12 protein-coding genes are annotated in these 13,408 nt (G+C 64.1%); all 12 read right to left on the reverse strand.

Going from position 1 to position 13,408, the window contains the following annotated elements:
- Position 1: 1 nt before the first annotated feature.
- On the reverse strand, positions 2-763 hold the full coding sequence (locus A3AI_RS42000) for a FadR/GntR family transcriptional regulator (RefSeq protein ID WP_036047263.1): 762 nt from the start codon (positions 761-763) through the stop codon (positions 2-4).
- Complete coding sequence (yjfF, locus tag A3AI_RS0101595) at positions 760-1,740, reverse strand: galactofuranose ABC transporter, permease protein YjfF (protein WP_024513888.1); 981 nt, start codon at positions 1,738-1,740, stop codon at positions 760-762. Before yjfF ends, A3AI_RS42000 begins: the two co-directional genes overlap by 4 nt.
- Positions 1,737-2,750 carry an ABC transporter permease gene (locus A3AI_RS0101600; protein ID WP_024513889.1) on the reverse strand — a complete coding sequence of 338 codons (1,014 nt, stop codon included), beginning with the start codon at positions 2,748-2,750 and terminating at the stop codon, positions 1,737-1,739. Before A3AI_RS0101600 ends, yjfF begins: the two co-directional genes overlap by 4 nt.
- Positions 2,747-4,282: a sugar ABC transporter ATP-binding protein gene (locus tag A3AI_RS0101605; RefSeq protein ID WP_024513890.1), complete on the reverse strand. Its 1,536-nt coding sequence runs from the start codon at positions 4,280-4,282 to the stop codon at positions 2,747-2,749. The genes A3AI_RS0101600 and A3AI_RS0101605 overlap by 4 nt, the downstream gene beginning before the upstream one ends.
- A 193-nt stretch (positions 4,283-4,475) precedes the next feature.
- Positions 4,476-5,441, reverse strand: a complete 966-nt coding sequence (gene ytfQ / locus A3AI_RS0101610; protein ID WP_024513891.1) for a galactofuranose ABC transporter, galactofuranose-binding protein YtfQ — start codon at positions 5,439-5,441, stop codon at positions 4,476-4,478.
- Positions 5,442-5,709: 268 nt separating this feature from the next.
- Positions 5,710-6,645, reverse strand: coding sequence for a carbohydrate kinase family protein (locus tag A3AI_RS0101615; protein ID WP_024513892.1), 936 nt, complete (start codon positions 6,643-6,645; stop codon positions 5,710-5,712).
- A 12-nt stretch (positions 6,646-6,657) separates the two neighbouring features.
- On the reverse strand, positions 6,658-8,307 hold the full coding sequence (locus A3AI_RS0101620) for an FGGY-family carbohydrate kinase (RefSeq protein ID WP_024513893.1): 1,650 nt from the start codon (positions 8,305-8,307) through the stop codon (positions 6,658-6,660).
- Positions 8,308-8,335: 28 nt separating this feature from the next.
- The gene (locus A3AI_RS0101625; protein ID WP_024513894.1) at positions 8,336-9,109 is read right to left on the reverse strand and encodes an SDR family NAD(P)-dependent oxidoreductase; all 774 of its coding nucleotides are present in this window, start codon (positions 9,107-9,109) and stop codon (positions 8,336-8,338) included.
- Between the two features lie 13 nt (positions 9,110-9,122).
- Positions 9,123-10,127 carry an ABC transporter ATP-binding protein gene (locus A3AI_RS0101630; RefSeq protein WP_024513895.1) on the reverse strand — a complete coding sequence of 335 codons (1,005 nt, stop codon included), beginning with the start codon at positions 10,125-10,127 and terminating at the stop codon, positions 9,123-9,125.
- 15 nt (positions 10,128-10,142) lie between these two features.
- Positions 10,143-10,973 (reverse strand): carbohydrate ABC transporter permease, encoded by an 831-nt coding sequence (locus tag A3AI_RS0101635; protein ID WP_024513896.1) that lies wholly within the window; start codon positions 10,971-10,973, stop codon positions 10,143-10,145.
- 3 nt (positions 10,974-10,976) lie between these two features.
- On the reverse strand, positions 10,977-11,849 hold the full coding sequence (locus A3AI_RS0101640; RefSeq protein WP_024513897.1) for a carbohydrate ABC transporter permease: 873 nt from the start codon (positions 11,847-11,849) through the stop codon (positions 10,977-10,979).
- A 99-nt stretch (positions 11,850-11,948) separates the two neighbouring features.
- A complete protein-coding gene (locus A3AI_RS0101645; protein WP_024513898.1) occupies positions 11,949-13,262 on the reverse strand; it encodes an ABC transporter substrate-binding protein in 1,314 nt (437 codons plus the stop codon).
- Between the last annotated feature and the right edge of the window lie 146 nt (positions 13,263-13,408).

The following is a 13,408-nucleotide window of genomic DNA, read 5'->3' on the forward strand; positions in this document are numbered from 1 at the left end:
GTCAGTCCCGATGTCCTGAGGCTTCGCCGGGCGCCTGCACGTCGGGCGAGCGCTCGTGCCGTTGCATGCCATTGTGAATGACCTCGACCATGGCGCTGGTCGCCATGTCGACGTCGCCATCGGCGATGGCGTCGACAATGCGCTGGTGCCAGAGCAGCACGGTCTCGCGATCGTCGGTCTCGACTGGTGCGCTGAGCAGGAAGGAGGCGCGCAGCGCCGCCTCGATGACATGGCCGATCGAGCGCATGAACAGATTGCCCGACGCTTTGGCAACCGCGACATGCAGCGCAAGGTCGGCATCTGCAAAACCGATCGAGTCGGAAGCCTCCTGCCGCATCCGCGCCATGCTGCGCCTGAGCTCGACAATATCGGCCTCCGTACGCCGCACCGCGGCCAGCGCGGCCGCGCGCGGTTCGACGGCAAGCCGAATCTCGGCGAGGTCGCCAAGAAAACGCTTGTCGATGCCGGCGTCGAGATGCCAGGCGAGCACGTCGGCGTCGAACATGTTCCAGGCGCCGCGCTCGCGCACCACAGTGCCGACCCGCGCCTTGGTCGAGAGCAGCCCCTTGGCGACCAGCGTCTTGACGCTCTCCCGCAGCACCGGCCGCGACACGCCGAACATCGCGGTGAGTTCCGCGTCGCCCGGCAGCCGCATGCCCTCGCCATAGCGGCCGGCGATGATGTCGACGCCTATGGAGCGTGCGACTTCCGCATGGTTGGAATGGGCCCGCCGGGTCGGGATGACGACGATGCGCGAGGTCATGACGTTGCTCCTGCGCGGCGGAGGACCGAGCGACGGGCAAGGACGATGATCGCTTGCTGCAAGGCAATGAAGGCGAACAGCAGGACGCCGGTCACGATTTTCGTCCACCAGCTCGAGAGCGTTCCATCGAAGGTAATGTAGGTCTGGATCAGGCCCTGGATGAGAATGCCGAGAAAAGTGCCGATCACCGTTCCCTGCCCGCCGGTCAGAAGCGTGCCGCCGATCACGACAGCCGCGATGGTGTCAAGCTCGACGCCGACGGCGGAGAGCGAATAGCCGGCGGCGGTATAGAAGGAGAAGACGATACCCGCGAGCCCCGACAGCGCGCTCGACAGCATGTAGATGCGCACCGTCATGGAGCCAACCGGGATACCCATCAATGCCGTGGTGGCGCGGCTGCCGCCGAGCGCATAGACATTGGCGCCGAACCGCGTCAGATGCAGCAGCAGCGCACCTGCCGCGATCACGATCAGCATGATGATCGCGATCGCCGTCAACCGCCCTCCGCCCGGCAGCCGCAGCGCGAAGTCCGATACTGTCGAATAAATCGGCGCATTGATCGGGATCGATTCCGTCGAGAGCAGGAAGCTCGCGCCACGGGCGAGGAACATGCCGGCCAGGGTCACGATGAACGGCGGCAGGTCGAACAGATGGATGATGCCCCCCATCGCGGCACCGAAGGCAGCGCAGATGACGAGAATGGCGACAAAGGCGAGCCACGGCGGAATGCCCAGTCGCTCGATCGCGATCGCAACGAACACGGTGGTGAAACCGATCACCGAGCCGACCGATAAATCGATGCCGCCGGAGATGATTACGAATGTCATTCCGGTCGCGACAATGCCGAGAAAGGCATTGTCGGTAAGGAGATTGCCGACGACGCGGGTCGAGGCGATGTTGGGATATTGCGTCGCGCAGATCGCAAAGCCTGCGACCAGGACGATTGCTGTGATGACAACAGGAGGCAGGCCCTTCATGCCTTCGCCCCCTTCAACCGCAATCTGGCCCCGCGCAAACGCGCCGCAAGACCGGCGAGACCCGCCAGCCGCGGCGACTGCAGGAGCAGCACCGCGAGCACTACGACCGCTTTCACCAGCAGATTGAGCTCCGGCGGATAGCCCGACAGAAGAATGCCCGTGTTCATCGCCTGGATGATCAGGGCGCCGACGACCGCGAGCAAAAGACTGAAGCGGCCGCCGAACAGCGAGGTGCCGCCGATGACCACGGCAAGGATGGCATCGAGTTCGAGCCAGAGGCCGGCATTGTTGGCATCCGCGCCCATGATGTCGGCCGCGGAGATGATGCCCGCAAGCGCTGCGCACAGCCCGCACCAGGCATAGACCGCAAGGATCATGAGCCGTGTGCCGACGCCTGCGAGTTCGCTCGCGCGCGCATTGCCGCCTGTCGCCTCGATCAGGAGGCCGAGCGCTGAACCGCGCACGACCGCAACTGTCAGACCCAGCATCCCCGCGGCGATGACGACAGGCGCAGGGAAACCGAGGATGGCGCCGGCGCCGAACCAGCCGAGATCGGGCGAAGTAAAGGTGACGATGCGCCCCTCGGTGATCAGCTGGGCGATACCTCTCCCTGCGACCATCAGGATCAACGTGGCGATGATCGGCTGGATGCCGAGCACGGCGACAAGGAAGCCGTTCCAAAGACCGCAGATCAGGCCCGTGCCAAGCGCCGCGGCGAGCACCAGTGGCAGCGAATGGCTATCGGCAAGCGAGGCGGCAATCGCACCCGCGATCGCCATCACCGCGCCGACCGAGAGATCGATGCCGCGGGTGGCAATCACCAGCACCATGCCGAGCGAAAGCAGCACCACCGGCGCGCCGCGGTTGAGCACGTCGATGACGCTGCCGAACAGGCGCCCGTCCTGCATGCGCAGGTCGAAGAACTGCGGCGACACCATGCGATCCACGGCGAGAATCATGACGAGCGCAAGGATCTGGGCCAGTCCATGGCGCGGCAGGCGGGCCATCATGATGCAGCCCCGCGGGCCGCGCCGTCGGCGGCGATGGCGGCGAGAATGTTGGTGACGTCGATCGCGTCGCCTTGCAACTGCTCAACATGAACGCGGTCGCGCAGCACCACCACACGGTCCGAATAGGTCACGATCTCGTCGAGCTCGGAAGAGATGACGAGCAGCGCAAGCCCCTTGTCGCAGAACTCGCGGATCAGGCGGATGATTTCGGCATGCGCGCCGACATCGATGCCGCGGGTCGGCTCGTCGAGCACCAGGAGCCGCGGCGAGGTCGCAAGCCAGCGGGCCAGCAGCACCTTCTGCTGGTTTCCGCCGGACAACAGGCCAATGGGGCGTTCCGGATCTGGCGGGCGGATGTCCAGCAGCTCAATGAATCGCTTGGCGATCTCGTCCTGCTCGCCGCGCGACAGCGGACGGTGCAGCCCGCGCCTGGCCTGCAGGGCGAGCACGATGTTCTCGCGCACGGTGAGGTCGGCGATGATACCGTCGGTCTTGCGCTCCTCGGGACAATAACCGAAGCCGTAGGCGACCGCGTCGCGCGGCGAGTGCAGCCGCGCCGCGCGTCCCTCCACTTTGACCTCGCCGCTGTCAGCGCGTTCGGCACCGAACACCAGGCGCGCCGTCTCGGTGCGGCCCGAGCCGAGCAAGCCCGCAAGCCCGACAACTTCGCCATGATGCAGTGTCAAATCGAACGGCGCGATGGTGCCGGCCTTGCCGTAACCTTCGAAGCTGACACAGGCCTCGCCGGCGCCATGCGCAGGCGCCGCGACGCGCTCGCCGGTCGTCTCGGCAAGCTCGCGGCCGAGCATCATCCGGATCAGCTCGATGCGTGGCAGCGAGGCGGTCTCCCGCTCGCCGATCAGCCGACCGTTGCGCAGCACGGTGATACGATCGGAGATTTCATAGACCTGGTCGAGAAAATGACTGACAAACACGATGCCGATGCCGCGCAACGCAAGCTGGCGCATGACGCGAAACAGAATCTCCACCTCATGGCGGTCGAGACTCGCCGTCGGCTCGTCCAGGATCAGGACGCGCGCGGAGAGATCGACCGCGCGGGCAATCGCGGTGACGTGCTGCACCGCGACCGAATAATTGCCAAGCGGCGCCGCGACATCGATGTGAAGGCCAAATTCCTGCAACAGCGCAGTGGCGCGGCGGCGCATCTCGGCCTGACGTACCACGCCAAGCCGCGTCGGCTGTCGGCCGAGAAAGAGATTTTGGGCGACCGAGAGGTTCGGCAGCAGGTTCACTTCCTGATAGACGGTAGCAATGCCGCAATCGAGCGCAGCCTTGGCCGAGCGCGGCGCGATCTCGGCACCATCAAGGCGGACGATGCCGGCATCGCGGGCGAATACTCCTGTGACGACCTTGATAAGCGTGGATTTGCCGGCGCCGTTCTCGCCGAGCAGCGCATGAATCTCGCCGGCACGAAGCGTGAAGTCGACATCCTGCAGCGCGCGCAACGCACCAAAACTCTTGGCAAGCCCACGCACGTCAAGCAATGGCGCGGGGTCGGGACCTTTTTGCATCGCAAACGTCACTCCAGCCGGCGCCCGCATTGCATTGCGGGCGCCTTTTGGTCGTCCCGGCGATGGCCGGGACCCATATCGCGGAATCTTTCAGACGAGCACAATGGCAGACACCGTCCGCATAACCAAATCCTCTGGTTATGGTCCCGGCTTTCGCCGGGACGATCGCGAGAGTGTTGCCAGACCACAGGGCTCAGTATCCGAGTCCCTTCTTGCTGTCGTAGATCTTCTGCGGATCGTCAGCAGCGGTGTAGAGCTTGGACTCGGTCTGGATCCACTTCGGCGGCACCGTGCCCTTGTCCTTGGAGGCGATGATGGCGTCGAGCGCGGGACCGGCCATGTTCGGCGTCAGCTCGACGGTGGCGTTGGCTTCGCCGGCGGCCATGGCCTTGAAGATGTCCGGCACTGCGTCGATGGAGACGGTCAGGATATCCTTGCCCGGCTTGAGACCGGCTTCCTTCATGGCCTGGATGGCGCCGACCATCATGTCGTCGTTATGGGCGTAGACCGCGCAGATCGACTTGCCGCCACCTTCCGCCTTGATGAAGCTCTCCATCACTTCCTTGCCCTTGGCGCGGGTGAAGTCGCCGGTCTGGCTGCGCACCACCTTCAGGTTCGGATGCTTGGCGACGACATCGTCAAACCCTTTCTTGCGGTTGGTGGCGACGCTGGCGCCGACGGTGCCTTGCAGCTCGACGATGCTGCAGGACTTGTCGCCGACGGTCTTCGCCAGCCACTCGCCGGCGACCTCGCCCTCATGCACGCTGTCCGAGGTCACGGCCGTCAGATAGAGGTCCTTGCCGGAGGGATCGATGTCGCGGTCGAGCAGCACGACCGGGATCTTGGCTTCCTTGGCCTCCTTCAACACCGCTTCCCAACCGCTGGCGACCACGGGTGCGAGGAAGATCGCGTCGACCCCCTGGGCGATGAACGAACGGATCGCCTTGATCTGGTTTTCCTGCTTCTGCTGCGCGTCGGCGATCTTCAGATTCACCTGGCGCTTGGCGGCTTCCTGCTTGGAGACCGAGGTTTCGGCGGCGCGCCAGCCGGATTCCGATCCGATCTGGGAAAAGCCGACGGTGAGCTGAGCGGCGCCGGCTGGCAGCGAGAACATCACGGCGGCGGTAGCGGTGGCCGCAAAGAGGGCTTTGAGGGTCATGAGGCGCGTTCTCCCAAAACATTATCCGAGCGCCATTTTCTGGTGTTATGGCACCTTCGGGCTTCCCATTCGGGACAGCGCGCGCACTATTTCATGGAAGATAAGCCGCGACTAGTCATATTATTTGACTATTGAGTTCCTTTTTTTCATCCTGCCCCTGACTGTCAAGCCACCCCGATCGCGCGTACTGCATGCGCGATCGACCGCCCACCGCCGATGCAATGGCGAAGGCGATCTCCGACATCCTTCCGACGGTGTCGCGCCACCCTTACGTCGTCCAGGCCATTTCGGCGCTGCGGGGCGGGTCGGCGCCCATGCGCGTGCAGGTGAGCGCAGCGCAGCGGCAGGCAAAGGTCAGCGCGCGGCGCAGTTCGTCGGCGGTGGCTTCTTCAAGTGTGCCTTTGGCAATCCGGCTCTGCCGGTGCAGCGCAGCGAGCAGCGCGGCCTGAAAACTGTCACCGGCGCCGATCGTATCGACGACCTTGATGGCTGGAGCCCCGGCCTTGATGAAGCCGGCCTTGCGGTGCCAGGCCTCGGCGCCATCGGTGCCGCGGGTGACGACGAACAGCGTCGCACCTTGGGCGAACAGCGCTTCGGCGCGAGCCGCATAGGCGTCGTTGCCATAGAGGTAGCTGAAATCGACATCCGACATCCTGACAATATCGGCGCTCGCGGCGAAGGCCTGCATCCGATCGAGATAGGACGCCTTGTCCTTCACCAGATTGGGCCTGCAATTCGGGTCGAAGGATATCGTGCTTGTCCGCCTTGCATCCGCAATCAGCGCGGCAGTCTCCGCGGCCCCGCTCTGGTTGACCAGCGTGGTCGATCCCACGTGAACGGCCTCGATCGTTGCAAAGGGGATGCTGCCGCGCCGATAGGTCCATTCGCGTGAGGCAGTTTGGGCGTCGTAAAAGGCGTATTGCGACTCACCGCCGATGATGCGGACAAAGGCGAGCGTGGTTTGATCATCGCTGCGCGTTGCGAAGCCGAGGTCGACTGTGGAGGCCTGCGCGTGTTGCACGATCATGCGGCCGAACAGGTCATTCGCGATCCCGCCAACGAAGCCAGTTGGAACGTCAAGCCTGGCGAGGCCGACGGCGACGTTGAGGCAGGAGCCGCCGACCATTGGCCGCACCGCCTCGCCTCCATCCGTCGCTGCCACCGGGACAAAGTCGATCAAGGCGTCGCCACAACTCAAGATCATGCTCTTCGCCTTTCAGGCGCGGTTGACATCGAAGCCGCGCATCGCCTCGCGACTGCTGCGATCCAGTTGACGCAAGAGTTCGTAGACCTCCCGCTTCTTGCGATGAAATGCGGCGAGGCCCGGTGCGGTCGGCTCGGTCTGGCGGCCGAGCGCCGACATCGCCGCCATGGTCTCGCCGAGCGAGGCAAAGGCGCCCGCGGCGACTGCGCCCAGCATGGCTGCCCCGAGCAGGACCGGCTCCTGGGTCTGCGGCAGCGCGACCGCAAGCCCCGTCGTATCCGCCATGATCTGCCGCACCAGCGGACTGCGGCCGGCGCCGCCGCCGATCACGATCATGTTGCTCCGAACACCATGGGCCTTGAAGGCATCGATGACATCCGCAAGGCCGTAGGCGAGCCCGCACAGCCCGGCGAGGAACAGCCGCTCCATCGCGCCAAGGTCGGCGTCCAGATCGAGGCCGGCGATGACGGCGCGCGAATCCGGATCGGCGTAGGGCGAGCGGTTGCCAAGGAATTCCGGCAGGACGTGCAGGTCGCGCGCAAGGAGCGCGGCTTCGCTCGCACTCTTGGCGCGCGCAAGGATGCGTTTTTCCAGGAAGCCGATGATGTCGAGTCCGTCGCGCCGCGCGGCCTGGCTTGCCTCGGCGTGGCCGGGGTGCGAGCGGATCAAATGATCAATCGCGGCGCCCGCCGCCGACTGGCCGCCTTCGTTCAGCCAGAAGCCGGGCACCATGCCGGAATAATAGGGCCCCCAGACCCCGGGGACGAAAGACGGCGCCGCCGTGGTCGCCATGATGCAGGCGGACGTTCCCATGATGTAGGCCAGGCGCTCGCAGGCATCGACCATCGCACCCGACGGATCCCGGCCACCGATGGCACCGACCCCGCCGGCATGCGCGTCGATCAGGGAAGCTCCGACCGGCGTTGCTGGATTCAAGCCGAAGTCCCGCGCGGCCTGCTCGGTCAGGCCCGAGCCGAGCGACGTACCGGGTGCGACAATGTCGGTGCCGATGCGGCGGTAGTCCTCGGCGACGAACTCCTGCAGCCCGACGCGCTGAAAATACGGCGCGCTCCAGCGCTTCTCATGGGCGAGATAATTCCATTTGCAGGTGACCGTGCAGGTCGAGCGCGCCGGCGATCCCGTTGCGCGGAAAGAGAGATAATCGGCGAGATCGAAGAAGTGTCCAGCATTGTCGAAGCTTTGGCGCAGATGGCGCTTGAGCCAGAGCAGCTTCGGGATCTCCATCTCGGGCGAGATGGAGCCGCCGACATAGCACAGCACCTCGTCCTGCGTCTCGTTGACCAGCCGCGCCTCGGGGACAGCACGATGGTCCATCCAGACGATGACGTCACGCTCGTTGTCGCCGGAGGCGCTGACCGTGAGCGGCGCGCCGCTTGGGTCGAGCACGACCAGTGAACAGGTGGCGTCGAAACCGATGCCCTTGACGGTGTCAGGCGACAGTGCAGCTTCCGCCATGGCAGCTCGGACGGACGACGCGCAGGCGTTCCAGATGTCGGCTGAAGATTGCTCGACAATGTCCCCGGCCTCCTGCCATGTCCGGATCGGATGCCGCGCCGTTGCGAGCAGGTTCCCCTGCTCGTCGAAGATGCCTGCCCGCGTGCTGGACGTGCCGACATCGATGCCGATAAAGGCCTGGCGCATGGTCGCTCCCGTCAGTTTTGACGCGAGCTTACCAGCAAGTGTAGCCGCCATCGACAACAACGATGCTGCCCGTCATCAGGCTCGCGGCATCGGAGGCAAGGAACAACACCACGGAGGCAATCTCCTCCACCTGGCCGAGCCGGGCCATCGGCGTCCCGCCGATCCAGGCGTCGTACATGCGGGGATTGCTTTTCACGAAGGCATTCAATGGCGTCTCGATATAGGTTGGCGCCACCGCGTTGACCCGGACACCGCGCGCGCCCCATTCGGCGGCGAGCGACTTGGTCAGATGGTGCACCGCGGCCTTGGAGGCGTTGTAGTAGCACTGCTCCTGCGGCTTGTTGACGATGAAGCCCGACATCGAGCCGACATTGACAATGGTTCCCGTCTTCGCCGCCAGCATGTGCTTGCCGAAGGCGCGGCAGCACCAGAAGGTGCCGTTGAGATTGACGTCGATCACGTTCAGCCAGTGCTCGTCGGTCACGGTTTCGGCGGGTGTCTCGCTGCGCGCAATGCCGGCATTGTTGACGAGGACGTCGACCTTGCCATAGCGCGCGACGAGATCGTCGGCGACCTCGGAGACGCGGCGGGAATCCGTCACGTCCATCAGCGCCGTCTCGACGATGTAGCCCTTGTTGGTCAGCTCGGCGCTCGCCGTCTTCGCCACCGCGGCATCCCGATCGGCGATGATGACGCGCGCGCCGGCCTCCGCCAGCGCCTCGGCGCAGGCCAGCCCAATCCCCTGGCCGCCGCCGGTCACGATCGCGGTCTTGCCGGGCAATTTGAATTTCTCAAGATACATCTTTGTTGTCCTGCTAGCTACGAAGCGCGTTGCCATCCTTGTCGAAGCGGTGGATGCGCGAAGGATCCGGCGACAGCACGATGTCATCGCCGGCGCTCAGGTCGAGCTCGCCGACATGGCGCGCGGTGAGCGTTCCGAGCGCTCCGGCATCGACATAGAGAAAGGTGTCGCTGCCGAGATGCTCGGCCACCGCAATCTTGCCCGGCCAGCCCTCGCCATCGCGTGCGATTCTGAGATGCTCGGGACGGACGCCGATGGTCGCCGCGCCATATTTCGCGGCGGCCGCGCCGTTGACAAAATTCATCTTGGGCGAGCCGATGAAGCCGGCGACGAACAAATTGGCAGGCTTCTCATAGAGCTCGAGCGGCGTGCCATATTGCTCGATCCGGCCGGCATTGAGGACGACGATCTTGTCCGCCATGGTCATGGCCTCGACCTGGTCGTGGGTGACGTAGATCGCGGTGGTCGCGAGCTGCTTCTGAAGGCGCGTCACCTCCAGTCGCATCTGCACACGCAGCGCGGCATCGAGATTGGACAGCGGCTCGTCGAACAGGAAGGCCTTGGGTTCACGCACGATGGCGCGGCCGATCGCAACGCGCTGGCGCTGCCCGCCGGACAGCTCGCGCGGCTTGCGGTCGAGATAGGGCGTGAGGTTGAGGGTGGCGGCCGCCGCTTCGACCTTGCGGTTGATCTCCGCCTTCGGCAGGCCCGCCATCTTCAGGCCGAAGGCGATGTTGCCGCGCACGCTCATATGCGGATAAAGCGCGTAGGACTGGAACACCATCGACAGCCCGCGCTTGGCTGGCGGAACGTCGACGACATTCTTGCCGTCGATCAGGATGCTGCCGCCGGTAACATCCTCAAGCCCCGCGATCAGCCGCAACAGTGTTGTCTTGCCGCAGCCGGAGGGACCGACGAAAACGACAAAGGAGCCGTCGGAGATATCGAGATTGGCGCCCTTGATGATGTGCACCGGCCCGAAGGATTTCTGGACATCCTGCAGCGTGATCTGACCCATGGATCGAAAGCCCTTCTACTTCACGGCACCGAAGGTCAGGCCGCGGACGAGCTGCCGCTGACTGAACCAGCCAAGCACGAGGATCGGAGCGATGGCCAAGGTCGAAGCCGCCGACAGCTTCGCCCAGAACAACCCTTCCGGTGACGAATAGGAGGCGATGAAAACGGTGAGCGGCGCGGCGTTTAGCGTCGACAGGTTGAGCGTCCAGAACGCCTCGTTCCAGGCGAGGATCAGATTGAGCAGCAGCGTCGATGCGAGCCCCGGTATCGCCATGGGCGTCAGCACGTAGATCAGCTCGCGGCCGATGGTAGCACCGTCCATGCGGGCGGCTTCGAGGATGTCCTTCGGAATTTCCTTGAAATAGGTGAAGAGCATCCAGATCACGATCGGCAGATTGCCGAGGCAAAGGATGATGACGAGGCCGGTCAGCGAATCGAGCAGGCCGAAATCGCGCCAGATCAGGTAGATCGGGACGAGCACGCCGACCGGTGGCATCATCTTGGTCGAGAGCATCCAGAGCAGCACGTCCTTGGTGCGCTTGGTCGGTGAGAAGGCCATCGACCAAGCTGCGGGGATCGCGATCAGAAGCGCGATCAGAGTCGAGCCACCGGCGATGATGATGGAATTGAGCGCGTGATGGATGTAATCGCTGCGCTCCTGGACGGTCGCATAGTTTTCCGTGGTCCAGTGGAAGAACAGGAAAGAAGGTGGAATCGCAAAGGCTTCGAGCTCGGTCTTGAAGCTCGTGAGCACCATCCAGAGAATTGGGAAGAAGATGAGGAAGCCGGCGAGCCAGGCCCCGACGGTCGAGATCGCCACACGCCGGTTGGTTGCCATGCGTGCCATGCCTTACGCCTCCAGATTCCGGCCGACGATCCTGACCAGGAAGAAGGCCACGATGTTGGCGATGACCACGGCGACGAGGCCGCCTGCGGAGGCGCTGCCAATGTCATATTGGATGAGCGCCTGCGAGTAGATCAGGAAGGCGATGTTGGTGGTCTGCAGTCCCGGGCCGCCGCCGGTGGTCACGAAGATCTCGGCGAACACCGTGAGCAGGAAGATGGTCTCGATCAGGATCACCACGGTGATGGGACGAGCCAGGTGCGGCAGAGTGATGTAGACGAAGGTCGACAGCGCTCGCGCGCCGTCCATCTCGGCCGCCTCCTTCTGCTCCTCGTCAAGCGATTGCAGCGCGGTGAGCAGGATCAGCGTCGCGAACGGCAGCCATTGCCAGGTGACGATCAGGATGATCGCAAACAGCGGCGCGTCATTGAACCAGTCGATCGGGGTCAGGCCAAACGATTTGGCGATCCAGGCGAACAGGCCCGATACCGGATGCATCAGCAAGTTCTTCCAGACCAGCGCGCTCACCGTCGGCATGACGAAGAACGGCGCGATCACCATCAGCCGGACGAAGCTGCGGCCGATGACCGGCTGGTCGAGCAACAGCGCCAGCGGAATGCCGAGCAAAATGGTCAGTCCCAGCACCGAGCCGACCAGGACAAGCGTGTTCTGCAAGGACGCAAGGAAGGCGGGATCGGTCAGAAAATAACGGAAATTTTCGAGGCCGACGAATTGCTGCGTATCTCCGTCAAGCAGATTGTAGTGCAGCGTGGAAAAATAGATGGTGAGCGCCAACGGCACGATCATCCAGACGAACAGCAGCGCGACTGCAGGCGTCAGCAGCGTGCGCGCGAGCAATTGCGTCTGTCTGGTGGCCATCCACACCTCCAAGGGATGCGAAGAAAGGGCGGCCACCCCGGGAGAGTTTGAAGGATGGCCGCGAGGTTTGGCTCGGGAGAGTGAGCTGGAATCGCGCGCCTATTTGATATAGCCGGCGCGCTTCATTTCCCGTTCGGTCGAGGATTGCGCCGCCGCAAGTGCCGCATCCACGCTGGTCGAGCCGGACAGCGCTGCCGAGAATTGCTGGCCGACCGCGGTGCCAATGCCCTGGAATTCGGGGATCGCCGCGTATTGCACGCCGACATACGGCACCGGCTGCACGGTCGGCTTGTTCGGATCGGCTGCGTCGATCGAGGCGAGCGTCGGCTTGGCGAAGGGCGCGACCTTCAGATAGTTAGGGTTCTCGTAGAGCGAGGTGCGCGTGCCCGGCGGCACATTGGCCCAGCCCTCCTTGGACGCAACCAGCTTGGTGTAGTCCTTGCTGGTGGCCCAGGCGATGAACTTTTCCGCCGCTTCGACCTTCTTCGAGCCGGCGGGAATCGCCAGATTCCAGGCCCAGAGCCAGTTGGCATTCTTGCCAAGGCCGGTGTTGGGCGCCAGCGCGAAGCCGACCTTGTCCGCGACCCTGGAGTCCTTCGGATTGGTCACGAAGGATGCGGCGACCGTGGCATCGATCCACATCGCGCATTTGCCGGCATTGAACAGCGCGAGGTTCTCATTGAAGCCGTTGGAGCTTGCACCGGGAGGCCCGGCCTCCTTCATCAGGTCGACATAGGTCGCAAGCGTCTTCTTCCATTCGGGCTTGTCGAACTGCGGCTCCCACTTCTCGTCGAACCAGCGCGCCCCATATGAATTGGCCATCGCGGTCAGCAACGCCATGTTCTCGCCCCAGCCGGCCTTGCCGCGCAGGCAGATGCCATAGACGCCAGCCTCCTTGTCGGTCAGCTTCTTGGCGGCCGAGATCACGAAATCCCAGGTCGGCTTGTCGGGCATGGTGAGCCCGGCCTTCTGGAACAGGTCGGTCCGGTACATGGTCATTGAGCTCTCGCCGTAGAACGGTGCGGCATAGAGCTTGCCGGAGACGGACACCGCGTCCCTGATCTTGGGCAAGAGGTCGGCGACATCATAATCGGCGCCGAGATTATCGAGCGGCACCAGCCAGTTCTTCTTGGCCCAGATCGGCACCTCATAGGTGCCGATGGTCAGCACGTCGAATTGCCCGCCCTTGGTGGCGATGTCGGTTGTGACGCGCTGGCGCAGGACGTTCTCCTCGAGCGTCACCCATTTGACGACGATATCGGGATTTTTCGCGGTGAACTCGCTGGTCAGCCCCTGCATCCGGATCATGTCGCCGTTGTTGACGGTGGCGATGGTCAGGGTGGTCTCAGCGAGCGAGGGGGCCGAAGACAAAAGCGCAGCTGCGCCCAGGAGGGCGCCAAGGACGTTTTTCACGGTAACCTCCCATGGTCGCGTTTGAGCATATGCCCACGCGTTGGGCGTATGTTCACACCGACGTCCGGGGTTGTCAAGCCGAGCGCGAACACGTCCGGCGTCGGGCAGGCCCGAGACGAAATTCCTCTATGCTGCAGAAGCGTAGG

It is taken from the genome of Bradyrhizobium sp. Tv2a-2 (assembly GCF_000472425.1).
Taxonomy (GTDB): Bacteria; Pseudomonadota; Alphaproteobacteria; order Rhizobiales; family Xanthobacteraceae; genus Bradyrhizobium.